23 protein-coding genes and 2 tRNA genes are annotated in these 26,382 nt (G+C 62.3%); 9 read left to right on the plus strand and 16 right to left on the minus strand.

Annotation, left to right across the window (positions count from 1 at the left end):
• Window positions 1-280: 280 nt before the first annotated feature.
• The 10 genes from ABIB56_RS13855 to dnaA form a co-directional block, all read right to left on the minus strand.
• A tRNA-Ala gene (locus ABIB56_RS13855) sits at window positions 281-353 on the minus strand.
• Window positions 354-382: 29 nt separating this feature from the next.
• Window positions 383-456, minus strand: a tRNA-Ile gene (locus ABIB56_RS13860).
• Between the two features lie 66 nt (window positions 457-522).
• Window positions 523-927 carry a DUF3566 domain-containing protein gene (locus tag ABIB56_RS13865; protein WP_354569812.1) on the minus strand — a complete coding sequence of 135 codons (405 nt, stop codon included), beginning with the start codon at window positions 925-927 and terminating at the stop codon, window positions 523-525.
• A complete protein-coding gene (gyrA, locus tag ABIB56_RS13870) occupies window positions 920-3,514 on the minus strand; it encodes a DNA gyrase subunit A (protein ID WP_354569814.1) in 2,595 nt (864 codons plus the stop codon). The genes ABIB56_RS13865 and gyrA overlap by 8 nt, the downstream gene beginning before the upstream one ends.
• A 79-nt stretch (window positions 3,515-3,593) precedes the next feature.
• A complete protein-coding gene (gyrB, locus tag ABIB56_RS13875) occupies window positions 3,594-5,585 on the minus strand; it encodes a DNA topoisomerase (ATP-hydrolyzing) subunit B (protein WP_354569816.1) in 1,992 nt (663 codons plus the stop codon).
• A gap of 165 nt (window positions 5,586-5,750) precedes the next feature.
• Window positions 5,751-6,248, minus strand: coding sequence for a DciA family protein (locus ABIB56_RS13880; protein WP_354569817.1), 498 nt, complete (start codon window positions 6,246-6,248; stop codon window positions 5,751-5,753).
• Window positions 6,245-7,417 carry a DNA replication/repair protein RecF gene (gene recF / locus ABIB56_RS13885; RefSeq protein WP_354569818.1) on the minus strand — a complete coding sequence of 391 codons (1,173 nt, stop codon included), beginning with the start codon at window positions 7,415-7,417 and terminating at the stop codon, window positions 6,245-6,247. Before recF ends, ABIB56_RS13880 begins: the two co-directional genes overlap by 4 nt.
• 12 nt (window positions 7,418-7,429) lie before the next feature.
• A complete protein-coding gene (gnd, locus tag ABIB56_RS13890) occupies window positions 7,430-8,320 on the minus strand; it encodes a phosphogluconate dehydrogenase (NAD(+)-dependent, decarboxylating) (protein ID WP_354569819.1) in 891 nt (296 codons plus the stop codon).
• Window positions 8,321-8,365: 45 nt separating this feature from the next.
• Complete coding sequence (gene dnaN, locus ABIB56_RS13895) at window positions 8,366-9,514, minus strand: DNA polymerase III subunit beta (RefSeq protein WP_354569820.1); 1,149 nt, start codon at window positions 9,512-9,514, stop codon at window positions 8,366-8,368.
• Between the two features lie 365 nt (window positions 9,515-9,879).
• Window positions 9,880-11,313 (minus strand): chromosomal replication initiator protein DnaA, encoded by a 1,434-nt coding sequence (gene dnaA, locus ABIB56_RS13900; protein WP_354569821.1) that lies wholly within the window; start codon window positions 11,311-11,313, stop codon window positions 9,880-9,882.
• 276 nt (window positions 11,314-11,589) lie between these two features.
• On the opposite strand from dnaA, the gene rpmH reads away from it, so the two are divergent.
• The 8 genes from rpmH (at window position 11,590) to ABIB56_RS13940 (ending at window position 16,937) form a co-directional block, all read left to right on the plus strand.
• Window positions 11,590-11,727 (plus strand): 50S ribosomal protein L34, encoded by a 138-nt coding sequence (gene rpmH, locus ABIB56_RS13905; protein ID WP_010204566.1) that lies wholly within the window; start codon window positions 11,590-11,592, stop codon window positions 11,725-11,727.
• A gap of 9 nt (window positions 11,728-11,736) precedes the next feature.
• Window positions 11,737-12,078 (plus strand): ribonuclease P protein component, encoded by a 342-nt coding sequence (gene rnpA / locus ABIB56_RS13910; RefSeq protein WP_354569822.1) that lies wholly within the window; start codon window positions 11,737-11,739, stop codon window positions 12,076-12,078.
• Window positions 12,075-12,386 (plus strand): membrane protein insertion efficiency factor YidD, encoded by a 312-nt coding sequence (gene yidD / locus ABIB56_RS13915; RefSeq protein WP_354569823.1) that lies wholly within the window; start codon window positions 12,075-12,077, stop codon window positions 12,384-12,386. Before rnpA ends, yidD begins: the two co-directional genes overlap by 4 nt.
• 8 nt (window positions 12,387-12,394) lie before the next feature.
• The gene (gene yidC / locus ABIB56_RS13920) at window positions 12,395-13,372 is read left to right on the plus strand and encodes a membrane protein insertase YidC (protein ID WP_502917609.1); all 978 of its coding nucleotides are present in this window, start codon (window positions 12,395-12,397) and stop codon (window positions 13,370-13,372) included.
• A 45-nt stretch (window positions 13,373-13,417) separates the two neighbouring features.
• Window positions 13,418-14,005, plus strand: coding sequence for a Jag family protein (locus ABIB56_RS13925; protein ID WP_354569824.1), 588 nt, complete (start codon window positions 13,418-13,420; stop codon window positions 14,003-14,005).
• Between the two features lie 31 nt (window positions 14,006-14,036).
• Window positions 14,037-14,669, plus strand: a complete 633-nt coding sequence (rsmG, locus tag ABIB56_RS13930; RefSeq protein WP_354569876.1) for a 16S rRNA (guanine(527)-N(7))-methyltransferase RsmG — start codon at window positions 14,037-14,039, stop codon at window positions 14,667-14,669.
• Window positions 14,670-15,087: 418 nt separating this feature from the next.
• Window positions 15,088-15,987 (plus strand): ParA family protein, encoded by a 900-nt coding sequence (locus tag ABIB56_RS13935; protein ID WP_354569877.1) that lies wholly within the window; start codon window positions 15,088-15,090, stop codon window positions 15,985-15,987.
• On the plus strand, window positions 15,987-16,937 hold the full coding sequence (locus tag ABIB56_RS13940; protein WP_354569825.1) for a ParB/RepB/Spo0J family partition protein: 951 nt from the start codon (window positions 15,987-15,989) through the stop codon (window positions 16,935-16,937). Before ABIB56_RS13935 ends, ABIB56_RS13940 begins: the two co-directional genes overlap by 1 nt.
• Here ABIB56_RS13940 and ABIB56_RS13945 read toward each other — a convergent pair whose 3' ends face one another.
• From ABIB56_RS13945 to ABIB56_RS13970, 6 genes are all read right to left on the minus strand, one after another.
• The gene (locus tag ABIB56_RS13945; protein ID WP_354569826.1) at window positions 16,938-17,900 is read right to left on the minus strand and encodes a D-alanine--D-alanine ligase family protein; all 963 of its coding nucleotides are present in this window, start codon (window positions 17,898-17,900) and stop codon (window positions 16,938-16,940) included. It lies immediately after the preceding gene.
• Between the two features lie 44 nt (window positions 17,901-17,944).
• Window positions 17,945-19,285, minus strand: a complete 1,341-nt coding sequence (locus tag ABIB56_RS13950; RefSeq protein ID WP_354569827.1) for an aminotransferase-like domain-containing protein — start codon at window positions 19,283-19,285, stop codon at window positions 17,945-17,947.
• Window positions 19,286-19,423: 138 nt separating this feature from the next.
• Complete coding sequence (gene trxA, locus ABIB56_RS13955) at window positions 19,424-19,744, minus strand: thioredoxin (RefSeq protein WP_502917610.1); 321 nt, start codon at window positions 19,742-19,744, stop codon at window positions 19,424-19,426.
• A 44-nt stretch (window positions 19,745-19,788) separates the two neighbouring features.
• A complete protein-coding gene (trxB, locus tag ABIB56_RS13960) occupies window positions 19,789-20,781 on the minus strand; it encodes a thioredoxin-disulfide reductase (protein WP_354569879.1) in 993 nt (330 codons plus the stop codon).
• A 128-nt stretch (window positions 20,782-20,909) separates the two neighbouring features.
• The gene (gene murJ, locus ABIB56_RS13965) at window positions 20,910-22,571 is read right to left on the minus strand and encodes a murein biosynthesis integral membrane protein MurJ (protein WP_354569828.1); all 1,662 of its coding nucleotides are present in this window, start codon (window positions 22,569-22,571) and stop codon (window positions 20,910-20,912) included.
• Entirely contained in the window at window positions 22,568-24,784 is a 2,217-nt protein-coding gene (locus tag ABIB56_RS13970) for a DUF6049 family protein (RefSeq protein WP_354569829.1), read from the minus strand. Before ABIB56_RS13970 ends, murJ begins: the two co-directional genes overlap by 4 nt.
• A gap of 109 nt (window positions 24,785-24,893) precedes the next feature.
• Here ABIB56_RS13970 and ABIB56_RS13975 point away from each other — a divergent pair, with 109 nt between their 5' ends.
• On the plus strand, window positions 24,894-26,324 hold the full coding sequence (locus tag ABIB56_RS13975) for a CCA tRNA nucleotidyltransferase (RefSeq protein WP_354569830.1): 1,431 nt from the start codon (window positions 24,894-24,896) through the stop codon (window positions 26,322-26,324).
• The last annotated feature ends 58 nt before the right edge of the window (window positions 26,325-26,382 follow it).

The following is a 26,382-nucleotide window of genomic DNA, read 5'->3' on the forward strand; positions in this document are numbered from 1 at the left end:
CGGCAGGAAGGAAACAATATACGCCATAATGGGCGGTCGGGGGGCGGGGCATTTGGCGGGGATTTGTTGCGGGGGGGGGGCGGGGGGCGGGCGGGGGGGGGGGGGGGGGGGGGGGTGGGGGGCGCGGGGGGGGGGGGGGGGGGGGGGCGGCGCCCCCCCCCCCCCCCCCCCCCCCCCCCCCCCCCACCCCCACGGCAGAGGGACTACCGGGCCCACAACCAAGGAAACCGTTGAACCCAGGGGTTCAACGGTTTCCGCTGTCCCAAGACACGCCGTGTTGTGGAGCCTAGGGGAATCGAACCCCTGACCTCCTGCTTGCAAAGCAGGCGCTCTACCAATTGAGCTAAGGCCCCGGATGCCAGAATCCGGTCAAAATTCTGAGTGGGGATACCAGGACTTGAACCTGGGACCTCTTCGTTATCAGCGAAGCGCTCTAACCGCCTGAGCTATATCCCCATGTCCCTGATCGGCTCAGGGCAGATACGAGAGTACCGTACCTGTGGCGCAGTTACCCAATTGGCCCTAGTTGTTGGTGAAGCCGACGAGCAATCCACCGGTGATACGCACGCTGAAGTTGTAGAGCATCGCTGCAATCGCACCGAGAACCGTGCCAACTACGGTGTTCAGCAGGCCCACCACCACGGCGAACAGGGCCACCTGGGTGAGTGGCAGCAGCGTCGTCACACTGAACTTCTGGTTCAGGATGTTGCTCATCAAACCGTCGATGGCACTGAAGACCTGGAGCGCATTCAACAGCACCCAGACCAGCACGGTCGCCACGACCAGGATGATGCCGAGCGTCAGGGCGATCAGAAAGGAAAGCTTCACCGCCGACCAGAAGTCGACGTACACGAGCTTGAGGCGAACCTGCTTCGTCGCACTGGCTTTCTGCGATTTTCGCTGGAGTCTCTCTGCGAGGCTACTCATCTATTGTTTCGTCCTTCCCGGTCTGGTCTTCGGCGGCCGGTGACTCCTCCTCCGGAGCTTCCTGGCCATCCACGTCCAGATTGCGTTCACTGTTCTTCGCTACTGCGATGATCCTGTCGTCGTCCGCGAAACGTGCGAACACAACCCCCATGGTGTCACGACCCTTGGCCGGAACCTCGGCGACAGACGAGCGTACCACCTTGCCGCTGGCAAGAACCACAAGCACCTCGTCGTCGTCTTCGACGATCAGAGCGCCCGCCAGGTCACCCCGAGCCTCGGCCAATTTGGCCACCTTGATGCCCAAACCGCCACGGTTCTGCAGTCGATACTGGTCCGCCGAGGTGCGCTTGGCGTAACCGCCCTCTGTCACCACGAAGACGTATCCGGCGTCGGAGACGACGGACGCATCCAGCAGGGTGTCGTCGTCGCGGAAATGCATCCCGATCACACCGGAGGTCGCGCGCCCCATCGGACGCAGCGCATCGTCGGATGCCGTGAACCGGATCGACATTCCCTTGCGCGAGACCAGCAGAAGATCGGAGTGCTCCTCCACCAGCATCGCCGAGGTCAGCTCGTCGTCGTCGCGGAGGTTGATCGCGATGATGCCACCGGTACGATTCGTGTCGTACTCGGTGAGCGCGGTCTTCTTGACCAGGCCGCCGCGAGTGGCGAGCACGAGGTAGCGCGCCGCCGCGTAGTCGCGAATGTCAAGGATCTGGGCGATCTCCTCATCAGGCTGCAGGGCGAGAAGGTTGGCGACGTGCTGGCCCTTGGTGTCGCGGCCGCCCTCCTGTACCTCATAGGCCTTGGCGCGGTAGACGCGGCCCTTATTGGTGAAGAACAACAGCCAGTGGTGGGTGGTGGTGACGAAGAAGTGGTCAACCACGTCATCCGCCCTGAGCTGCGCGCCCTTGACGCCCTTGCCGCCGCGGTGCTGGCTGCGGTAGTTGTCGCTGCGGGTGCGCTTGATGTAGCCACCGCGGGTGACGGTGACGACCATTTCCTCCTCGGGAATGAGGTCTTCGACATTCATGTCGCCGTCGAACCCGAACATGATCTCAGTGCGACGCTCGTCACCGTATTTGGCGATCAGGTCGGTGAGTTCTTCGCTCACGATGTCGCGCTGGCGCTGTGGGCTCGCAATGATCGCCTGGTAGTCGGCGATCTCCATCTCGATCGCGTCGTGCTCGTCGATGATCTTCTGGCGCTCGAGGGCCGCGAGACGACGCAACTGCATGTCGAGAATGGAGCGGGCCTGGATGTCGTCCACGTCGAGCAGCGTGATGAGGCCCGCGCGCGCGTCGTCCACGGTGGCGGACCGACGGATCAAGGCGATGACCTCGTCGAGCGCGTCGAGCGCCTTGAGATAGCCGCGCAGGATATGGGCGCGCTCCTCAGCCTTACGCAGACGGTAGATGGTGCGGCGCACGATCACATCGATCTGGTGATCGGCCCAGGCGGTGATGAATCCGTCGATCGGCAGTGTGCGCGGGATGCCGTCCACGATCGCCAGCATGTTGGCGCCGAAGTTCTCCTGCAGCGGCGTGTGCTTGTACAGGTTGTTGAGCACGACCTTGGCGACCGCGTCGCGCTTGAGCACGACCACGAGGCGCTGGCCGGTGCGGCCGGAGGTCTCGTCACGGATGTCTGCGATTCCGGAGATCTTGCCCTCTTTGACGAGCTCGGCGATCTTCAACGCGAGGTTGTCGGGGTTGACCTGGTATGGCAGTTCGGTGACGACGAGGCAGGTGCGGCCCTGAAGCTCCTCCACGTTGACGACGGCCCGCATCGTGATGGATCCGCGGCCGGTGCGATAGGCGTCCTGGATGCCCTTGAGGCCCAGGATCTGGGCACCGGTGGGGAAGTCGGGGCCCTTGATGCGCTGGATGAGAGCTTCGACGAGCTCTTCCTGGCTGGCATCCGGATTGGCGAGGTGCCAGAGTGCGGCCGCGCCGACCTCGCGCAGGTTGTGTGGCGGGATGTTGGTTGCCATGCCGACGGCGATACCGACGGATCCGTTGACCAGGAGGTTGGGGAACCGGCTCGGCAGAACGAAGGGCTCCTGGGTGCGACCGTCGTAGTTGTCGACGAAATCGACGGTCTCTTCTTCGATGTCGCGAACCATCTCCATCGCGAGAGGTGCCATCTTGGTTTCGGTGTACCGGTGCGCCGCAGCGCCGTCATTGCCCGGTGAACCGAAGTTTCCCTGTCCGAGGGCGAGTGGGTAGCGGAGGCTCCATGGCTGCACCAGGCGCACCAGTGCGTCATACACAGAGGAGTCACCGTGCGGGTGGAACTGGCCCATCACGTCGCCGATGACGCGGGTGCACTTGGAGAAGCCCTTGTCGGGCCGGTAGCCACCGTCGTACATCGCGTAGATCACGCGACGGTGCACGGGCTTGAGACCGTCACGCACCTCCGGCAGGGCCCGACCGACAATGACGCTCATCGCATAGTCGAGGTACGAACGCTGCATCTCGAGCTGCAGGTCGACCTGGCTCACCTTGTCGTGGCTCAGGTCGATCTCGCGGCCCGCGATCTGTTCCTCGGTAGCGTCTGTGCCCTCTGGGGTTGTTTCGTCAGCCATAAGTTCTCTATTCCCGGTCCTCGATCATGTCGAAGGACCGCGTCGGTCGTGTTCCCCGAGAACCTCGGGGAACGAGGGACTAAATATCGAGGAAGCGCACGTCTTTGGCGTTCTTCTGGATGAAGTTGCGTCGCAGCTCGACGTTTTCGCCCATGAGCGTGTCGAAAATCTCGTCGGCGGCGGCAGCATCGTCGAGCGTTACCTGCAGGAGGGTTCGGGTTACCGGATCCATGGTGGTCTCCCACAGTTCCTTGTAGTCCATCTCGCCGAGCCCTTTGTAGCGCTGTACGCCACTCTCCTTCGGCATCCGCTTGCCGGCAGTGGCGCCCTCGGCCAGCAGTGCGTCGCGCTCGCGGTCGCTGTAGACATACTCGTGAGGTGAGTTGCTCCACTTAAGGCGATACAGCGGCGGTTGGGCGAGGTAGACGTAGCCGAGGTCGATCAGCGGACGCATATAGCGAAAGAGCAGCGTCAGCAGCAGGGTGGTGATGTGCTGGCCGTCGACGTCAGCATCGGCCATCAGCACGATCTTGTGGTAGCGAGCCTTCTCTGGATTGAAGTCCTCGCCGATGCCAGCGCCGAAAGCGGTGATCATCGCCTGCACCTCGTTGTTGGCGAGTGCGCGATCGAGTCGCGCCTTCTCGACGTTGAGGATCTTGCCGCGTAGCGGGAGGATCGCCTGGAACTCGGGGTTGCGCCCCTGCACGGCCGAGCCGCCGGCCGAGTCACCCTCGACCATGAAGATTTCACTGAGGCTCGGGTCATTGCTCGAGCAGTCTCGCAGCTTGCCGGGCATGCCGCCCGACTCGAGGAGGCCCTTGCGCCTGGTCTGTTCGCGCGCTTTTCGTGCGGCCATCCGGGCGGCGGATGCCTGGATCGCCTTGCGAATCACATCGCGCGCCTGCGTGGGGTTGCGATCGAACCAGTCACCGAGCTGATCGCCGGTGATGCGCTGCACAAAAGACTTGGCGATCGTGTTGCCGAGCTTGGTCTTGGTCTGGCCCTCGAACTGCGGTTCCGCGAGCTTGACGGAGATGACCGCGGTGAGACCCTCGCGCACGTCGTCGCCGGTGAGGTTCTCATCCTTCTCTTTGATGATCGCCTTCTCGCGTGCGTACTTGTTCACCAGCGTGGTGAGTGCAGCTCGGAAACCCTCTTCGTGGGTTCCACCCTCGTGGGTGTTGATCGTGTTCGCGAAGGTGTGCACGCTCTCCTGGTAGGAGTTGGTCCACTGCATGGCCACCTCGATGGAGATCTTCGCGTCGGTGTCTTCCATTTCGAAGGAGATGATCTCGGGGTGCACCACCTCGAGCTTCTTCGCGGAGTTGAGATACTCGACGTAGTCGACGAGACCCTTTTCGTAGAGATAGGTGATCGAGACCGGCTCCCTCCCCTCGACCGGGATAGCAGAATCATCGTGGTCACGCTCATCGATGAGGGTGATCGACAGTCCTTTATTGAGGAAGGCCATCTGCTGGAAGCGGGACCGCAGTGTCTCGTAGTCGAACTCGACGGTCTCGAAGATGTCGGCGTTCGGCCAGAAAGTCTGGCTGGTGCCGGTCTCCTTGGTCGCCTCGCCCTTGGCGAGAGGAGCATCCGGCACACCGTTGGTGAAGCTCATCCTCCAGACCGCGCCCTGACGGCGCACCTCGGTGTCTACCCGGGAGGAGAGGGCGTTGACCACGGAGATACCGACACCGTGCAGACCGCCAGACACCGCATACCCGCCCCCGCCGAACTTGCCGCCCGCGTGAAGGATCGTCATGACGACTTCAACCGACGATTTGTTTTCTGCCTTGTTGAGATCGACGGGAATTCCACGGCCATTGTCGACCACACGGATGCCGCCATCAGCGAGCATCGTCACGATGATGGTGTCGCAAAAACCGGCGAGGGCCTCGTCGACCGAGTTGTCGACCACCTCGGTCACAAGGTGATGGAGTCCGCGAGGGCCCGTGGAGCCGATGTACATGCCGGGTCGTTTACGCACTGCTTCAAGCCCCTCGAGGACCTGGATCTGATCTGCGCCGTAGTTATCTTCAGATTCGGAATTCGAGCGGTTCGCTGGCATATGAAATTGGGCTCCTGCCGGGTAGATCGGTACGCCGTTCGCGGCCGGGCTACCGAAGGATAGCTGCCAGGACGACCTTTCGATTCTACCAAATGAAGGCCCCTCACAGGGCCGAAATCGCCCGTCTGGGGACTTTATTCTGCTCGGTCGACCGATTTTGCCTAGCTAGCCGTAAGTATCGCGCGGACCGCGCCCTGGGATAGATCTGAGACCTCTTTTCCAGGAGGGAGCGTTGGGTCCATCAAAACGTACAGAGAGGATGCCGGCATCCGGGTACCTCACGGCGATCTGGTTCATCACCTGCACGCGCATTAATCGCAACTGGGTCGCCCAGGCCGTCGAGTCGCAATGCACGGTCAGCACGCCATCCTCGATCCCCACCGGAGAGGAGTGTTCCGCGGTCTCGGCGCCGGCGATATCCGCCCAGGAGGAGAGCAGTTCCGAACGGGCGAGCGGGGAGCTCCACCCAAGTCGCGTCGTGAGCGCGTCGACGATCGACCCGAGACCTTCCGGATCGCGGCCATTACCGAACGGGATGCTCGAGCCCGGCTCCCTCTTCGCTCGCTTGCGGGCGTCGCTGGAGCGGGAAGAACCGTCGCCGAACACCCGACGAAACCGCAGATAGACCCCGACCGACTCCGAAACGGGCCGGTCATCCTTCATTCGGCATCTCCCACGATCGTGCCGTGTGCGATTTTCACGGTGTTGCCGGTCAACTGCTTTGGTACGTCGTCATAGACGGCGGCCGTGATGAGCACCTGTTCGAAGTCTTCGACCGCGGCGGCGAGGCGAAGACGCCGGGATTCATCTAGTTCGGCGAAGACATCGTCCAGCATCAGTACAGGATCCCCCGATACCGACTCTCTTCTCAACAGGGTGGCGGAGGCCAGTTTCAGGGCAAGAGCAAACGACCATGATTCGCCGTGACTGGCGTACCCCTTGGCTGGTAACCCATTGAGCTCGAGGACGAGGTCGTCGCGGTGCGGGCCGACGAGGGTGATTCCCCTGTCGAGTTCGTTCCTTCTCAACCGTGCGAGAGCTTCGCGAAATCCGTCGGCCGCCTCTCCCGCCGCGAGGCGGTCGCGACGGAGAGCTGCCGGTGCTGCCTCTGCGCCGTCCAGGTCCGCAGCTCCGGCGAAAATACTGAATTGGGTGGCGAGGCGCGCATGGTGATCCTCCCCGGCCACCGCCGTATAAGCCGCAGCGACCTCTGGCAGCAGCTCCGCCACCAGCGAGGTTCTTGCCTCGATCAGTTCGGAACCCAGCGAGACAAGGCGGTCATCCCAGATTTCGAGGGTACCGAGCTGAGTCTCCTTGAGTCCGGATGCCCGTGCGGACTTCAGAAGTGTGTTGCGCTGCTTGACCACGCGTTCGTAATCGGTGAGTACCGCCGAGAGGCGCGGGGAACGCAGCACCAGCAGTTCGTCGAGAAATCGGCGGCGGCCCGAAGGCTCTCCGCGAATCAGCGACAGGTCTTCCGGAGCAAACAAAACGCTTGAGAAATACCTCGGCAGTTCCCGGGTCTTGATCACCGATCGGTTCACCTGCGCGCGATTCGGGGATGACCTGTTGATCTGTACCTCGGTGAGAACCTGTCGTTCGCCGTGTTGGAGGCGGGCACGGATGATCGCCGAATCCTCACCCTGGCGGATCATCGCATGATCGACCGAGACCCGATGGGACCCGAGAGTGCTCAGATATCCGAGCGACTCGACAAGGTTCGTCTTACCCTGCCCGTTGCTGCCCACGAACAGGTTGGCACCGGAGACGAGGTCGACCTCCGCCGTCGTGTAATTACGGAAATCGCTGAGACTGAGATGGGTGACGATCACGCGGTCACGTGACTAGTCGACAGCTTTGACCGAGTGCCCGCCGAACTGGTTGCGGAGCGCCGCAACAGCCTTCATCGCGGGAGAACCCTCTGGCTGGCGCGAAACGAACCTGGCGAAGATCGAAGCACTGATGGTCGGAACCGGGACAGCATTCGCGAGTGCTTCTTCGATGGTCCAGCGACCCTCGCCCGAATCTTCGACGTAACCCTCGATATCCTTGAACTCGGGATCTTCCTCAAGGGCCCGGACCAGCAACTCGAGCAGCCAGGACCGCACCACAGTTCCACGCTGCCAGGCCTTGAAGGTACCGGTGACATCTTTGATGATGTCATCGCGCTTTTCGAGCAACTCATAGCCCTCGGCATAGGCCTGCATCAATGCGTATTCGATGCCGTTGTGCACCATCTTGGCGTAGTGCCCGGAGCCGACCTCGCCCACGTGGACGAAGCCCTCATCGCGAGGTCCTTCCGGACGCAGCGCATCGAAGATCGGCATCAGGATGTCGATGTTCTTCTTGTGACCGCCCACCATCAGGCCGTAGCCGTTCTTCAATCCCCAGACACCCCCGGAGACACCGGCATCCACAAATTCGATACCCTTCTCGGCGACCTGTGCTGCGTGGGTGAAGTCCTCGGTGAAGCGCGAGTTGCCACCGTCGATGATGATGTCGCCCTTGTCGAGCTCAGCAGCCAGGTCGGTGATGACCGAGGTGGTGATCTCACCGGAGGGAACCATCACCCAGACGATGCGCGGTGTGGGAAGCGCCTTGGCCAGATCGGCGAGACTCGCGACATCCCTGACGTCGGGATTGCGGTCGTAACCGGTGACCTCGATGTCGTGTGCACGGAGGCGGGTACGCATGTTGCTACCCATTTTTCCAAGACCGATGAGGCCGATGTGCATTTCAGTGCTTCTTTCGAGCGATGTGCTTCTTCAAGCAACGTGGGATTAGCGCAACAGGAGATTGGGCTGCAGGAGGTATTTGTAGTTATCTGCTCCCGGCTGGTCTTTCGACGACTGGCTGGTGATCAACACCGGTCCGGGCTTATTAGGGTTCTCGGTCTTGGTGAACGAAATGCGAACGAATTCGGAATGGACGGCTCCCAACCCGTCCAGGAGGAATGCCGGCTTGAGAGAGACGACGGTGTCGCCGCCGCTCAGGTGGGCATCGATGGTCTCGGATGCCTGGGCCTGCTCGGATCCGATTGCTTCGAGCGTAACCCCGTCGATGGTGAAGGTGAAGCGCAGCGCCGCCTCACGCTCGAGCACCAAAGACACCCGGCGAACAGCCTCGATGAGTTCACCGGTGTTGATGACCGCGTAATTGTCGACGGTTTCGGGGAAGAGGCGCTTGACCGGCGGAAAATTTCCCTTGATGAGAAGAGAAGTGACAGTCTTCTTCTCGGCACTGAATGCGATGAGTTCACGGTCGTCGGTGTTGGTTATCGCCACCGAGATGTTTCCGCTGTGGCCGAAGGTCTTGCCGATCTCCTGCAGTGTTCGTGCCGGGACCAGTGCCGTGATCGTCTCTGTCGACGACGAATCTCCGGAATCCCATTCGATCTCGCGTACCGCTACCCGGTAACGGTCGGTGGCCACCAGGGTCAGGCTGTTCTCGCTGACCTCGAGCTGCACGCCGGTGATGACGGGGGTTACGTCATCACGGGATGCTGCGACGGCCACCTGCGAAACGGCGGCGGCGAAGGACTCGGCCGGAAGGATGCCGGATTGCGCCGAGATCTGCGGAAGAGTCGGATACTCCTCCACCGGCATGCTGAGCAGGGTGAAGTTGGCGGTACCACAGGCGACGGTGATGCGCCCCTCATCGGTGGAGAACTGCAGCGGCGCATTCGGAAGCCGGCTCGCGATGTCGGCAAGGAGACGACCGGAGACCAGGATTTTGCCCTGCTCCGAGATATCGGCGGCGATCTCGGTCTGGGCCGAAACTTCGTAGTCAAAAGAGGAGAGGGTTAATCCGGACTCTGTGGTCTCGATCAGCACACCGCTCAGGATCGGAAGCGTGGTGCGCTGAGGCAACAACTTCACGGCAAAGGAAACAGCCTCACTGAAGACGTCACGATTGACTTGGAACTTCATGGGCACCCCTTGTTGTGTTCGTAATATGTCGAGCCACGATGAATGTTGATACGGGAGGTTAATACTGGCACAGGCACCAAACCCCGGAACCCAGAGGTTATCTCTTCCAATATCAATTAATTAAAGGATTAACACTCTTAACCGCTGTGGGAACTGTGAATAACTTCGAAAGGACCAATCGTGGGCGGGGAACTACAACGGTGTGAGATGTGCGCAGGCTGTGGCATCCGAGGCCGATAACTCCTGCAGTTCGAACGACGGGCACCGTCGATTCCACAGGCCCCTCGGCGAGTCCCACATGTCACCTCGGCGTTTTCCACAGTTATCCACAAGTTATGCACATGTAGAGACCGCGCTGTCTACCACTAGTCCTTGTTGTAGCGATGGTTCTGCTTGATGCGACTGGTGAGCTCGGTGACCTGGTTATAGATGGACCGACGCTCCTTCATAAGCTCGCTGATCTTCTTGTTCGCGTACATCACGGTGGTGTGGTCGCGGTTGCCGAACAGCTGTCCGATTTTAGGAAGCGACAGGTTCGTCATCTCACGACAGAGATACATCGCAATCTGTCTGGCAGTGGCTACAGCCTGTGAGCGAGAGGAGCCGTAGAGGTCGTCGACGGTGAGTTTGAAGTAGTCGGCGGTGTGATTGATGATGTCGACCGGAGAGATCACGTTGTCGTCGTCGAGGGTGATCAGGTCTTTGAGCACTGTCTGCACCAGGGCCATGTCGACTGGCGTGCGGTTGAGGCTCGCGAAGGCGGTGACCCTGATGAGGGTTCCCTCGAGTTCGCGAATGTTCGAGGACACCTTCGTCGCCATATATTCGAGGATCTCCGCGCTCACCTGGAGCTTCTCGCTCTGTGCCTTCTTACGGAGGATGGCGATGCGGGTTTCGAGGTCGGGTGCCTGCACGTCGGTGATGAGGCCCCATTCGAACCGTGACCGCATCCGGTCCTCAAATCCGGTGAGTGCTTTCGGAGGCAGGTCGCTGGTGATGACGACCTGCTTGTTGTGATCGTGCAGGGTATTGAAGGTGTGGAAGAACGCCTCCTGGGTTTCGACGGCTCGCTGCAGAAACTGGATGTCGTCGATCAGGAGGATGTCGATCTCGCGGTAACGCGCCTGGAAGACGGACGCTCTATTGTTGGCGATCGAGTTGATGAAGTCGTTGGTGAATTCCTCCGAGCTCACATAGCGCACCCGGATGCCCGGATAGAGGCTCTCGGCGTAATGACCGATCGCGTGGAGGAGGTGAGTCTTGCCGAGTCCGGAGTCACCATAGATGAAGAGGGGGTTGTAGGCCTTCGCTGGTGCCTCGGCCACAGCGACAGCCGCGGCATGCGCAAACCTGTTGGATCCGCCAATGACGAAGTTGTCGAAGTTGTATTTCGGGTTGAGCCGGGAGTCTGCTCGGCGCGGGTTGGTGGTGATCGCGGCATCCGACTGCGCGGGCGTCGGCGCGGGCTTTTCGATGTAGGGCTGTTCGATCGTCGATTCACTCGGTTCCCTCAACGAATCGTGAGTGATCTCGGGATTGACCACGATGGCGAAGTTGCTCACCGAGTGGTCTTCGTCCAGGGCGGTGATCGCATTGAGGAGGGGGAGACGGATGCGCTGCTCCAGCATTCCGCGGGTGAGGTCGTTCGGTACCTCGAGATAGAGGGTGCCGGCCATGACGCCCTTGGGCTCCACCAGGCTGAGGAATCCCTGCAATTGCGGGGTAATTCGCTCATCGTCGCGCAGACTCGACAACACAGAATGCCAGATATCCTGGGTTGGATCCGTGGTTTCAGTCATTCTTGCCTCGCAACATCTCGGGATAGTTATTCACAGGGTTATCCACCGTCTGTGCAGTCCCACCACCTTAGTTTGTGACGGCATGTCGCTGCCACGCCTGAATGGAATGGATGTGGATAATGCCGACATCCGCTCCAGAGTTTGACCGCAGGCGTTTAAGACCGTATTTTTAATCAGTTGACTTCGGCCTTGACGGCCAACCTTCACTTCCCTGGCTTCCAGTGCTCTGTCTCGTTGAGCTGGCCTTGCGGAGTTCCAACACGTGGAGATCAAATCATGAGCAAGAGAACTTTTCAGCCGAACAACAGGCGTCGTGCCAAGGTGCACGGATTCCGTCTGAGAATGCGTACCCGCGCCGGTCGTGCCATCCTGGGTGCGCGTCGTCGTAAGGGACGCACCGAACTCTCCGCATAACCGCCGTCGGTGTTGGCCAAAGCCAACCGGCTCGTCCGGGCGGATGATTACCGCCGTCTTGTGCGCCGGGGTCGCCGGATCTCCACGGAACACGCGGTCGTGTATGTGATGCACACGGATTCGCTCGAGCAGGCTCGCTTCGGCTTCATCGTCTCGAAGAGCGTGGGGGTGGCCGTGAAACGCAACCTGGTGAGACGTCGTCTGAAAGCCGTCAGCCACGAGTCGCTTTCGAGTGTCGCTCCCGGCACAGACATCGTGATCAGGGCATTGCCAGGCGCAGCGCAGGCTAGCTGGGTTATTCTGCGTTCTGAGATTTCCGATGCTGTAGGCAGGGGTGTGACGCGAGCATGAATCATGTTCTTGCGTTCATCTTTCTTCTTCCCCGCAACATCAGCGTCTTGATCCTGCGGCTCTACCGTGCAGTCATCTCCCCGCTTTACGGCGATGTCTGCCGTTATTACCCCTCGTGTTCGTCGTACACAATGCAGGCGATCCAGCAGTACGGGCTGATCCGCGGTAGCTGGCTCGGCATCCGCAGAATCGCTCGCTGTCATCCGTGGGCCGCCGGTGGCGTCGACGATGTTCCACCGCGAGTAGTGCAGAGGTACGCGATCACGCGTTTCGGTTTTGTTGTATCCAATGGCCACGGAAAGGTCTGATCCCCGGCATGGACATCCCCATCATCAATACGATTCTCTGGCCCATCAAATGGGTCGTTGAACTCCTTCTTGTCGGATGGCACTGGCTGTGGTCCTTCCTGGGACTCGATCCCAACGCCGGCCTGACCTGGGTGCTGTCCATCGTCGGCCTCGTTCTCGTCATCCGCGCCGCACTCATCCCGATCTTCGTTCGTCAAATCAAGAGCCAGCGGCGAATGCTCGAGGTCGCACCACAGCTCAAGAAGATCCAGGACAAGTACAAGGGCAAGAAAGACCAGTTCTCGCGCGAGGCGATGTCGCGCGAGACCATGGAGCTTTATAAAAAGACCGGTACGAACCCACTGAGTTCCTGTCTGCCTCTGCTCATTCAGATGCCGATCTTCTTCAGTTTGTTCTCGGTGTTGAGCACAGCCCAGGGATATCAGAAGACCCATCACGCGGGTGTGGGGCTACTCAACGGGCCACTCTCCGAATCCTTCGGTAGCGCATCACTCTTCGGCGTAGCCCCACTGCATGAGAGTTTCTCCACCGGCGTCGGCGTCGTCAAGGTCATCGCGGTGATCATGGTCATCCTGATGACCGGTTCGCAGTTCATCACCCAGCTGCAGATCATGTCGAAGAACCAGTCAGCAGAGATGAAGGCGAGCCCAAGCTACAAGCAGCAGCGCATCCTGCTGTACATCCTCCCGTTCGTGTTCCTGTTCTCCGGCTTCACCTTCCCTCTCGGCGTGATGTTCTACTGGCTCGTCTCCAACTTCTGGACGATGGGACAGCAGTTCCTGGTGATCAGGAATATGCCGACACCCGGTAGTGAGGCGGCCCTCGCTCGTGAGACACGCATGGCGAAGAGAGCTCAGCGCCGCGGAATCACGATTATCGAGGATGGTCCTGACGAGGAGATCGAGCAGCCGAAGATCACCACGCAGCGAGTTCAGCCCGTGAATGCGAAGAACCGCAACAAAAAGAAGACCAGCGGTAAGAAGTAGCGCGTTGCTCGACTCCCCAAATTCCCCCAAGAAAGAGAGATTCCCGTGGCAGAGACGACTCCGGCCGTAGAGAATATAGAAACGACCGAGACCGCAGAAGAGAACCTAACCGCGGAGGACGCGCAGTCAGCCGGCGACGCGCAGAACGGCAGTGACGCCCAGTCTGTTCGCACGGTCAGTCAGCTCGAAGAAGAGGGCGACATCGCCGCCGACTACATCGAGGAGTTGCTCGACATCACCGATCTCGATGGAGACATCGACATCGACGCACGCGATGGTCGCGCATATCTGTCGGTCAACTCCAGCCAGGACAGCAACCTGCGCCTGCTCTCGAAGCCCGAAACGGTAAATGCGCTCCAGGAACTGACTCGAATCGCCGTCCAGGCAAAGACCGGCGTCTTCTCTCGCCTCATCCTCGACGTCGGCGGATCGCGCCAGGCCCGCGAGGCTGAACTCGCCCTTCTGGTCGACCGCGCTATAGATCGGATCGAGGGTGGCGCGCAGTCCGCTGCTCTCCCCTCGATGTCATCCTACGAGCGCAAGTTGGTCCACGACCTCGTCGCTGGCCGCGGTTTCGTTTCGGAATCCGAGGGCGAGGGTTCTGATCGCCACACCGTCATCAGCCGTTCCTAGTTTCACGTGAAACATTTACGTGCCTGATTCCGTGGTTCCTCCTGAGCTCGAAGCGGAGCCAGCCTCGGCATCCGATCTCTTCGGTGATCGCGTTGATCTTGCCCGCTCCTTCGCCAACGAGCTTGCGGTGCGGGGAGAAGAGCTGGGCCTGATCGGCCCACTGGAAATCCCGCGCCTCTGGAACCGGCACATTCTCAACTGCGCTCTCGTCGCGCCCCTGTTGAGGCCTGGTCGCGTGGGAGACGTAGGCAGCGGCGCTGGTCTCCCCGGGGTGGTTTTGGCCATTGCGCGTCCTGACGTACAATTCGTCCTCATCGAGCCGATGGAGCGCCGTGTCGACTGGCTCACCGCAGAGGCTGCGCGACTGGGTCTGGCCAACGTCGAGGTTCTTCGCGCACGAGCCGAAGAGGCGAAGGTCTCGCCGAGGCTGGATCAGGTGACGGCTCGAGCGGTGAGCGCACTGTCGAAGCTGATCCCGCTCACTGTTCCGCTGGTGCGGTCCGGGGGCGAACTACTGTTTCTCAAAGGCGCAAGCGTGGGTGCCGAGATGGATGCCGCCGCTAAGGTCATCCGGCGTATGCACCTGACCGACGTGGAGATAGTGACCCTCGGTGAGGGCACTGTGCCGGATGTCACGAGGGTGTTTCGAGCTACAGTTGATTGATCACTCTTAGCGCTGCGAAAGTCTAGCTCGAAGCGTTGGTCGAGTGTTCCGCGACGCCGTCGCCACTGTTGCCATACCCGCTGTGTAGTTATGTTGTGTACTTATGCCACCATCCTGGATATCAAGAAGGTTTCACGTGAAACATCCCGACCCCGAGGTCGACACGCCTGCCGTCGACGAGGTTTCTACGAGCGATCCCGAGGTTTCGGAATCAGAGGTCGTGGAGTCGGAGTCTGCGGATGTGGAGTCTGCGGTGCCGACTGTCGCCGAACCTGAGGCCGCGCCGGATGACACGACCGGGTCCGGTGAGGTCGAGCATGAAGCGCAAACTTCCGAATCAGACGGCGTTGGCTCAGATGACCCGGCCTTAGACGATGAGGAGCAGGACCTGGCAGATTCATCCGCCGGGAAAGCCAGCGTGCCGACGGCAGCCAAACCCTTCAAAGTCGATGACACTCCCCTGGCCCGTGAGCTCTCAGAGATCACTCGCCGCCGGCAGGCACTGGCGGCCGAAGCTCTGCCGCTCCCGGAGCAAACTCGCGTGTTCACCGTCGCCAACCAGAAGGGCGGCGTCGGCAAGACCACCACAACGGTGAATCTGGCGGCCGCGCTTGCTCGCAATGGGGCTCGCGTGCTCGTGATCGATCTCGATCCGCAGGGGAATGCATCCACAGCGCTAGGGATCGAGCACCGTTCGGACACGATCAGCGTGTATGACGTGATCATCAACGACGAACCGATGAGCGGCGTCGTGCAGAAGAGTCCGGAATTCAACGCACTGTACTGCGTGCCGGCCACAATCCACCTCGCTGGCGCCGAGATCGAGTTGGTGTCGATGGTTGCCCGTGAGCAACGGCTCCGTACCTCACTCGAGCGATTCCTCGCCGAGAGCGAAGAACCTTTCCACTACGTATTCATCGATTGCCCCCCCTCGCTCGGACTCCTCACAATCAATGCTTTCGTGGCCGCCCAGGAGGTTCTCATCCCGATTCAGTGCGAGTACTACGCTCTCGAGGGGTTGAGCCAGCTGCTCAACAACATCCAGCTGATTGAGCGCCACCTGAATCCGGTGCTGAATGTGTCCACCATCCTGCTCACCATGTATGACGGACGCACCAACCTCGCCAATCAGGTCGCCCAGGACGTGCGCGATCATTTCCCCGACCAGGTGTTATCAACACTCATCCCCAGGTCGGTGCGAATTTCTGAAGCACCAAGCTATGGTCAGAGCGTAATCAGTTACGACACCAACTCTCCCGGGTCGCTTTCCTATCTCGAAGCGGCCGCGGAAATCGCACGACGAGGGGCACCACAGTAATGGCAGCACCGAAAAGAACCGGTCTCGGGCGGGGCATTGGCGCGCTCATTCCCAGCGACCAGGGCAGCTCCGAGCGACCAGTCGACGTCTTCTTCCCCTCGGCGAAAACTGCGGCGGAGGGCCTCGTAGCCGTTCCCGGCGCGCAACTGGCCAACCTCTCCCCCACGGACATCGTCCCGAACGCCGCCCAGCCGCGCAAGGAGTTCGTCAAAGAAGACCTCGACGAGCTGATCGATTCCATTCGCGAGGTGGGCGTTCTCCAACCGATCGTGGTGCGTCCAATCCTGGGCGCCGCTGTGGGTGAACCCCGCTACGAGCTGGTCATGGGTGAGCGTCGACTTCGGGCGAGCATGAGTCTCGGCCTGACGACCATCCCCGCCGTCATTAAGAACACCGCCGATGAGGCGATGCTGCGCGATGCCCTGCTGGAGAACCTGCACCGCGCGAACCTGAACCCGCTGGAGGAGGCTTCCGCGTACCAGCAGCTCCTCGCCGACTTCGGCATTACCCAGGATGAACTGGCCGGCAGGATCGGGCGCTCGCGTCCGCAGATCACCAACACCCTCCGCCTGCTGCGCCTGCCGACCGCGATTCAGAACCGCGTTGCGGCCGGCGTACTAAGCGCAGGACACGCTCGCGCCATCCTCTCGGCTGGTGACGAGGCGACCATGGAGCGCCTCGCCGACAAAATTGTCAACGAAGATCTCTCCGTGCGTGCCGCGGAAGCAGCCGCAGGGCTGGTGAGCACGAAGCCGGCCAAATCCGCCAAACCGAGCGCGGGAAAACGCCAGGGACAGCTGGATGAGATCGCCGAACGTCTGGGCGACCGCCTCAATACGCGGGTGAAGGTGAGCCTCGGCTCCAACAAGGGCACTATCGTGATCGACTTCGCGACCGTGGCAGACCTCAATCGCATTCTCGCCGAGCTCAACGAGCCCGGTTTCGGCTGATCAGGCGCGACTTTCCTTGATGGCAGCTTCGGCAAGAGCAGAGTAGACCCAGCCGAGATCGTGTCCGGCTGCCTCGAGAGCCTGCGGCAGTAATGAGGTCTCGGTGAGCCCTGGAAGGACGTTGGCCTCAAGGAACCATGGTGTTCCCGCTCCGTCGACGATCATGTCCACGCGCGAGAGGTGACGTAGCCCGAGCGCGCGATGTGCCTGAAGCGCGACCTCCGCCGCGCGAGCGCTTATCTCTTCGCTCAGTCGCGCAGGAGTGTAGAAGCGTGTCTCCCCTGCGTTATAGCGGGCCTCGAAGCTGTACACGCCTGACAACGGCTGGATCTCCACCGCGGGTAGCGCGACGGGGCCGTCGCCGCTGTCGATAATGCCGACAGCGATCTCGGTGCCGACGATGCGCTGTTCGATCAGGGCTACATCGCAGTAGGTGTAGGCCTCCACCATGGCGCGAGGAAGATCGTCTCGATCGTCGACGAGAGTGACGCCCTGAGCTGATCCACCCTGGGCCGGCTTGACCACAAGCGGCACCGGTAGTTCGTTGGTGAGGCTGTCGAGAACGCTGGTCGCTCCGAGTTCGCGGAAAGCATCCCTTGACAGGGTGATCGATCGCGGAGTGGCGACACCAGCGCGCCCGACGAGGACCTTCGCGGTCGGCTTGTCCCAGGCGAGCCGCGCCGCATCGGAGGTCGATCCGACGTAGGGGATGCCGATGAAGTCGAGCAGACCGCGCAGGGCGCCATCCTCGCCGCTTGCGCCGTGGAGGGCCGGCCACACTACGTCGGGACGTGTTTCGGTGAGATAGGCCAGTAGCGCGGCGTCCGGATCTTTCAGCACGACGGTGATTCCGTGCTGCTGGAGGCTGTCGGCGACGCGGCGGCCGGAGCGCAGGGAGACATCGCGCTCGTGCGAGATACCGCCAGCGAGCACGACAACCGTGCGGTGGGTGAATTCATTCATTGTCAGCCGTCTCTCTTGAACCGGGAAAAATGCTGCTCAGTTGGCTAATCGATGTTCGGCGGTGGGCTGGCGATACCCCGTTGGAGAGGAACCGTCCTGAGCGGCGAGGTCTGCGAGAAAGTGGTGAGCAGGTCGAGCTCGCCGTTGATGACCGTGGATAGTCGACGGATACCTTCGCGGATGAAGGATGGCGTGGGGTAGCAGAAGGAGAGTCGGATGTTGTTGCGGCCGTTGCCGTCCGCATAGAAAGCGGTGCCTGGCGTATAGGCCACGAGCTCTTTGACGGCTCGCGGGAGCATCGCCTTGGAGTCGAGGTGATTGGGCATCGTGGCCCAGATGTAGAAGCCGCCGTTCGGTACGGTCCAGGTCAACTGGGGCAGATATTCTGCCAACGCAGCGAGCATGGCATCACGCCGCTCGTGATATATGCCGCGGAAGGTATTGATCTGGCCCTTCCAGTCCGCCGTGTTCAGATACTCGGAGATCATGAGTTGACTGAACGAACTGGGTGAGAGCACCGCGGCCTCGTTGGCGAGAATGAGTTTCTCTCGAATGGCGTGCGGAGCAAGCGCCCAACCCACGCGGAATCCTGGTGCGAGGGTCTTGGAGAAGGTTCCGAGGTAGATCACGCCGTCCTCTTCGACGGAACGCATGGCCTGCGGCGGTGGAGAGTCGAAATAGAGCAGCCCGTAGGGGTTGTCTTCGAGAACGAGGATGTCGTTAGCGCGGCAGATCTCCAGGATCTCGAGCCTGCGCTCCCAGGTGAGGGTCACTCCGGCAGGGTTACTGAAGGTCGGAACCGTGTAGAGGAACTTGATGTTCTTGCCCTCCGCAGCGAGGCGGGCGATGTGTTCGCGAAGCGCCTGCGGAATGAGCCCGTGTTCGTCCATTGGAACGTGCTGGATGTCGGCTTGGAACGAATTGAAGACCACCATTGCGGTGACGTAGCTCGGCCCTTCGGCGAGCACCACGTCCCCCGGGTTGATGAAGAGCTTGGTCACGAGTTCGAGGGCGTGCTGGGACCCGGTGGTGACCACCACGTCGTCCACGCTCGCCCTGATGCCCTCCAGGGCCATGATCTCGAGGATCTGCTCCCGCAGCTCCGGTACACCCTGGCCGGAGCCGTACTGCAGCGCCTGTGGCCCCCTGTCACGTATCACTCGCTCGAAGGCACCCGCGATTAACTCAGGGGGCAATGCGGAGACGAAGGGCATTCCGCCGGCCAGCGAAACCACCTCTGGGCGAGAGGCCACGGCGAACAGCGCGCGCACCTCTGAAGCGCTGAGCCCCGCGGTACGGTCAGCGTAGAGGTCGTACCACGGGTCGAGGTTGGTTCCCGATCCGTGCTGCCCCGACTCAGGTCGAGGGGTGCCGTGGGTTGTCATTGGTTGTCCCGAGGGGCCGGTGGCTAGTGAAGATTCAAGAATAGACGTACATCCGCGCCGGCCAGGTTGCCGCGGGGGCGTCTACGAGAAAGGGCCCGCTCACCGGTGAGTGAGCGGGCCCTTCGAAAGCAGGGTCTGCTACTGGAGCCACTCGGCGAAGTCGGCCTCGAGGGCGGGCTTCGGCTTGGCACCGATAACGCTCTTGACGACCTCGCCCTTCTTGAACAGCTTCATCGCGGGGATGGAGGTGATCTGGTACTTCGCGGCGATCTCCATGTTGTCGTCGACGTTCACCTTGACGAGCTCGATCTTGTCGGAGTGTTCCGTGGCGATCTGGTCGAGGATGGGGCTGACGGCGCGACACGGGCCACACCATTCGGCCCAGAAGTCCACCAGCACGAGCTTCTCGGAGTCGAGCACGTCGGCCTGGAAGCTGGCGTCGGTTACATCTTTGGACATTGTGATCTCTCTTTCAGTGATGCGATTAATAGGTTGCGCTGGCGCTAGGCCAGGACAGTTTCTGGTTCGACCTCAGCGTTCGACTCTTCAGCGCTCGCCTGGGCGAGGAGGGCTTGGGGGAGTGCCGCCAGGTAGTGCTCGGCGTCGAGGGCCGCGACGGTTCCGGATGCCGCTGCCGTGACGGCCTGGCGGTAGGTCGGGTCGAGCACGTCGCCGGCTGCGAACACGCCGGGGAGGTTGGTGCGTGAGCTGCGTCCCTCCACGGTGATGGTGCCGTCGGAGTTGAGGTCGAGCTGCCCGTGCACCAGATGGGTGCGTGGGTCGGCGCCGATCGCGATGAAGAGGCCACTGAGGTCGAGCGTGGTCTCGGTTCCGTCAACGGTATCGACGAGGCCGACGCCGCTGACGGCAGTGTCGCCGTAGATGTGCTCGACGGTCTTGGTGAAGAGGAACTCGATCTTGGGGTTATCGAAGGCGCGATCCTGCATGGTCTTCGAGGCGCGGAGCGTCGAGCCACGGTGGATCACGTACACCTTGTCGGCGAATTTGGTGAGGAAGGTCGCCTCCTCCATGGCCGAGTCGCCGCCGCCGACGACCGCGATCGTCTTCTGGCGGAAGAAGAAACCGTCGCAGGTGGCACACCAGGAGACCCCGTAGCCGCTGAGTCGCTCCTCGTCGGCTATGCCGAGCTTGCGGTAAGCGGATCCGGTCGCGAAGATCACCGACAGAGCTTCGTGCTTGTCGCCGTTGCCGAGGGTGACCGTCTTGATCTCCCCGGTCAGGTCGAGGTTCGTGACGTCATCCAGCACGACATCCGTGCCGAAGCGTTCAGCCTGCGCCTGCATGGCCACCATGAGTTCCGGACCCTGGATTCCCTCGGGGAAGCCCGGGTAGTTCTCGACCTCGGTGGTCTTCATGAGTTCGCCGCCCGCCTCGACCGAACTCGCGATGAGCAGGGGGCTGAGGTTGGCACGCGCGGCGTAGATCGCCGCGGTGTAACCGGCGGGACCCGAGCCGATGATGATGGTCTGGCGCAAGAGGAACATCTCCTTGGATGATGTGGCCACGGGCTTTGTCCGCTCCACTGTCGTCTACAACACATCCTATTCGCACACTATTCCGCGAGCTGGGAAGGGTCGAGCGGTCGTTCGGGCCGCTCCCAGCTTCAGCCTTTGCGTCGGAAACGGGCGGTCAGTGTGCCGCTCACCGAGTGGATCTCCGGGTTGCGGATTGCGAGCAGCATGCCGAAGTAGACCGCGGTCATCAGCGCACCGGTGATGATGATCGCGAGGATGGCGGGCAACTTGCCCGACTGCGCGAATCCGGCGGCGGAGAATCCTCCGAGCAGCCAGAGCACGAGAATGCCGACGACGCCGGCCAGGAGGGCGAGACCCAGGTACTGCAGGTGACGACGCAGCACCCGCGCGCCATCCATTCCCCGGAGTCGACGGCGAACCAGCACGATCGCCACCACGGCCTGGGCGCTACCGGCTGTGGAGGTTACAGCCGCGATGCCCACGCTGATGAGGTCGGTGGGGAGCAGGATGCAGAGCAGGGCACCGATCACGAACAGCCCAGACTGCACGCACTGCATGAAGAACGGCGTGCGAGTATCGCCGAGGGCGTAGAAAACTCGCTGCAGCACGAACAGCATGCTGAACAGGATCAGCCCGGGCATGAAGGCCAGGATGACGTTGCCCATTCCTCGAACGTCGTCGAATCCGGAGTCGATGAAGACCCGGGCGAAGGGATAGGCGACAACCGACAGGGCCACCGCGGCGAAGACGATGAGCAGGCCGATGCTGCGCAACGACGCGGAGAGATCCTGGCGCATGCCGGCGAGGTCCCCGCGACTGGCGTGACCGCTCAACTGGGTGAAGTAGGCGGTCGCGATCGAGACGGCGATCACCGAATGCGGCAGCATGAAGATGAGCCACGAGTTCTGCAGGACGAATAGCGAGGCGTTGTCCCCCGATGCGATCGAGGCCACGCGACTTTGCACGATACCGGCGAGTTGCGTGATCAGGATCATGCCGAAGAGCCAGCCGGCGGCGCGCCCCGTTGCACCGAGTCCGACGCCGCGCCAACGGAAGTCCGGCCGGTATGTGAGGCCCGCACGGCGCCAGAAGAGGAACAGTACGAGCGCCTGGGCAGCTACTCCGAGCGTAGTCGTGGCCCCGAGAAGGACGATCCTCGAGGTATCCCAGGTCTCCACGGTCTGGTTCTCTGCGGATGCACCGAACAGCAGCATGAAGACGATGAGGCCGGCGATCGCCACAATGTTGTTGAGCACCGGTGCCCAGGTGAACGGACCGAAGATCTTGCGGGCGTTGAGCACTTCGCTGAGCAGGCTGTAGAGCGCGTAGAAGAAGATCTGTGGGAGGCACCAATACGCGAACGCTGTCGCGAGCGTGAAGGCGGCAGGGGAGAACCCGTGACCCGAATGTGACGAGGATTGCGCGTAAACGCTCACCAGGAATGGTGCGGCGAGAGTCGCGATCACCGCGACAATTGCGAAAATCACGATTCCGAGGGTCACCACCCGGTTGATGTATTGCTGCCCGCCATCGGCGTGCGCGGCCGCCTTCACGATCTGGGGAACCAGCACCGCGCTGAGGACGCCGCCAGCGATCAGCGCATAGATGTTGTTGGGCAGTTGGTTTCCGACGGCGAAAGCGTCGCCTGCGGCGAAACCACCTATCGCCGTGGTCAGCACCGCTGCGCGCACGAACCCCAGGATCCGCGAGACCACAGTGCCGGCGGCGAGGATCGCACTGGCGCGGCCCATCCCCTGCGAAGGCTCCGCGACCTCGGATGCCTCGGTCACCTGTCGGGTGATTCGGTCGGAAGTGCCGTTTCGGCGGGTGCGTCATCCGCCGGGTCCTCGGAATGAGCCTCGTTAGCCGGGACTTCGGAAACACTCTCGTCATCCGCGGCCGTCTCGTCATCCGAAGCGACTTCGCCCTCTGCGCGGGCTTTCTTCGCCCTACGCCGCTTGGCGATATTGCGGTAGATGCCGAAGCCGAAGACGCCGACGATGAGTAGGGCGATGATTGCGGTCAGGGCGGTCTCCCACTGCGCGCGCACCTCCACTTTGATGAAAGCCGGGGTGCCGATCGGAACGGCAGACGCGCTGCTGAGCGACGCGCGTACCGTGACATCGCCATTGGCCAGAGCCTTCGACGGCACGGAGGCCTTTGCCTGCGAGTTCGCCTCGATCGTGAGCTCCACCGGCGCCGTGGAGATGTCGAGGATGCCGCTTGGCGATCGCACGGCCACGTTCACCTTCACGGGATAGTCGAGGGTATTGCTCACGGTGATGCGCAGCGGGCTGGAACTCGACGGGAGGAATTGGAACCCCGTCTCGGCGATCTTCACCGACTTGGTGAGCTCTGTGGACCGCGTCAGGTATTTCGTCGCTGCTGCCTGCCAGTCCGGATTGCTCACCCAGGAATTGGCCAGCAGCGCGAGAAGACTCTGTCGGCGCTCCACCGTAAGGTTCCGAGGATCGACGAGCACAGACGCGAAGGATCCGACGCTGGTCTCTGCAGCGAACATCGCGGCCGTGCTGACCACACGGTCGGCGGCCTCCGGCTGTGCGGTGATGGTCGCGGTCGCCGGGCTGGCGGCGGCCGCGGTCGTGAGATCGCTGAGCGGTGCCGGCCCGACCCAGGACAGCGCGAACAGTGCCTTCACGGTGTCGAAGAGAAAGAACTGGTCGCCGGGGTTGGTTCTGTCCAGTGTTGCCAGGATGGTGCGCGCGTCGGTCGGTCGCTCTGCGCTCACCACGGCGAGGGTGGCGGTGAGCTTGGCCATGGCGATGCGCCATTCCGCCTGGTTCGAGGCCTCGGTCGCTGCCCGGAAGAGGGCGGACACTGCGCTGTCGGAGACGACCGTCGCGTCATCCCCAATCCTGGCTGCTCCCGTCGGCGTGTAGTCGAGGTCGCCGAACGACAGGTTGGTCGAGGACAGGATCGTTGTGGTGAGACCATTCGCTGCGAAGTTGTCGAGGTCGGGGCCAACGACCGTGCCGTCGGATGGCCAGGCGATGCCCGTGAGCGTGTACGCCCAATCCGTCACGTTCTGCGGCGTCGGAACCGTCGGAACCGTCGGTGCTCCGGTAGCGGAGGGTGTCGGCGTGTTCGGCGGTGTTCCGGTGCTGGGTGTCGGCACGACAGTCGCGTTCGGAAAGAGTTTCGGGTCGATGATGAAATCGGGAACTGGCGGGCTCTTCAAGCCGGCCTGGCTCGCGACGGCGAGATCCGAATCCGCGTAGCTGAGCGCGAAGGTCTCGTTAGCGACCGCGTCGAGGCGCAGCAGCCACTGCCTGGCCGATTCCGGAGCACTGGTGCCGAGGATGGCGATCGAGGCGATGATGCGCGGGTCGATGCCGATGGCGATGTTCGGGTCCGTGATGGCGAAGTCGAGCTCTCTGGTGAGCAGTCCGCCGGCTCCGGTGTAGCTGGCCAGCTGGTCGGACGGGATGAGTCCCTCAGTGCCTGCAGGCACGCTCAACGGCAGGGCCATGGCCAGCCGCGTTTGCGGTGTGACCCCTCCCGGATACCAGACGAGGCTGCTGCGACCCTGCCCAACCTCGGTGTCGCCGGCCGTGACGCGAACGGCGAGGGTGTGGGCTCCCCAGTCGGCCGGAAGCGCAATCGCCGCGGCCGGCACGGTGACCCGCAGCGGGATGTTGCTCCGACCGGCCGGAATCTCAGGGGTCGGCACGTCGATCAGCTTGGTTCCGAGCTCGTCATTCGCCGAGGTCGTCTCCGGGTTCAGCCAGCCGGACAGTTCCGAGCGCGACTTCACTATCGACTGGGTCACATAGACGGAGGCCGTGCCCGCGGGAATCGAGACGGTGGTCGGATTGCTGAGCGTTCCATCGAGCACCAGGTCTTGCCCGGGTGACAGCACGCCGGAATTCTGGGGGGCGAACGCCACCGTGGCGGCCGGGGCATCCGCCGCTTGTGCTGCAGAGGGCAGCACGACGGCTCCGATGGCCATGGCCAGCGCAATCAGGGATGTGAGGAGTCTCATAGGCAGGTGGCGGCCGGTAATCTACCTCGGCCGCTCCAAGTGATTCTAGGGTCTTGAGTCTCCGCAACCCCTGAGGTGGTGCCGCCCGCCCGCCGCTAGTGTTGGGGCCATGGAAAGCGTCGGTTCGGCAATTCAGCGACTGTCAGACCTGGCTGCCGCACCACATATCTCCCGGTTGTCCTCGGCGTTCAGCGCGGCCGGCTTCGAACTCGCCCTGGTCGGTGGACCGGTGCGCGACGCCTTTCTCGGACGCACGCTCAGCGACCTCGATTTCACGACGAACGCGCTCCCCGACGAAATTCTTGCCATGGTCACGCCAATCTCCGACGCTCACTGGGACATCGGTCGGGCATTCGGAACCATCGGCGCGCGCATCGACGGGCACACCGTCGAGATCACGACCTACCGCTCCGACGCCTACGACGGCGAGACGCGCAAACCTGTCGTCGAGTTCGGCGACACTCTCGAGGGTGATCTGGTGCGTCGCGACTTCACCGTCAACGCGATGGCCCTCCGCCTTCCGGAGCAGGTGCTCGTGGACCCCTCAGGGGGAGTGGAAGACCTCGTCGCCCGCCGCCTGACCACGCCGGGCGCGCCGGAGGTCTCATTCGGCGACGATCCGCTGCGGATGATGCGAGCCGCCCGTTTCACCTCGCAGCTCGGTTTCACGGTGGCCGGGCCGACCGCCGCGGCCATGCACGCCCTCGCCGACCGCATCTCGATCATCTCGGTGGAGCGGGTGAGAGACGAACTCGGCAAACTCTTGAAGAGCACCGCTCCCCGCGCGGGCCTCCAGCTGCTCGTCGACAGTCGCATCGCGGCGATCGTGCTGCCTGAGCTCCCTGCGCTGAAACTGCAGATCGACGAGCACTTCCACCACAAGGACGTGTACGAGCACAGCCTGACCGTGCTCGACCAGGCCATCGAGTTGGAGGAGTTGCGGCATCCGGGTGAGGCACCAGACCTGGTCCTCCGCCTGGCTGCCCTGCTGCACGATATCGGCAAGCCGGCCACCAAGCGCACGGAGCCCGGCGGCGTCGTCACCTTCCACCATCACGACGTGGTCGGTGCGAAGCTGGCACGAAAACGCCTGAAAGAGCTGCGCTACGACAATGACACGGTGGCCGATGTGTCACGGCTGATCGAGTTGCACCTGCGGTTCTTCGGCTACACCGAGGGCGCGTGGACGGATTCCGCCGTGCGCCGCTACGTGCGCGATGCCGGCCCGCTCCTCGCGAGGTTACACATCCTCACCCGCGCCGATGTGACCACCCGCAACCGCCGCAAGGCCGACGGGCTCGGCTTCGCCTACGACGACCTCGAGCACCGCATCGTGGCGCTCAGCGAAGAGGAAGAGCTCGCGGCCATCCGTCCCGACCTCGATGGCGAGCAGATCATGGCGATCCTGGGGCTGAAGCCCGGGCGCGAGGTGGGCGAGGCTTACCGTTTCCTGCTCGAACTGCGACTTGACGAGGGCCAGCTCGGAACGGATGTCGCGACCGAGCGCCTGCGCGCCTGGTGGGCAACCCGACCGCAATAGCCGCGCCGTTGTGTTATCAGCGCGGTGGTTACAACACCCGCGCGCATAACAAAAGTCA

The organism is Glaciihabitans sp. UYNi722, assembly GCF_040549465.1.
GTDB lineage: Bacteria > Actinomycetota > Actinomycetes > Actinomycetales > Microbacteriaceae > Lacisediminihabitans.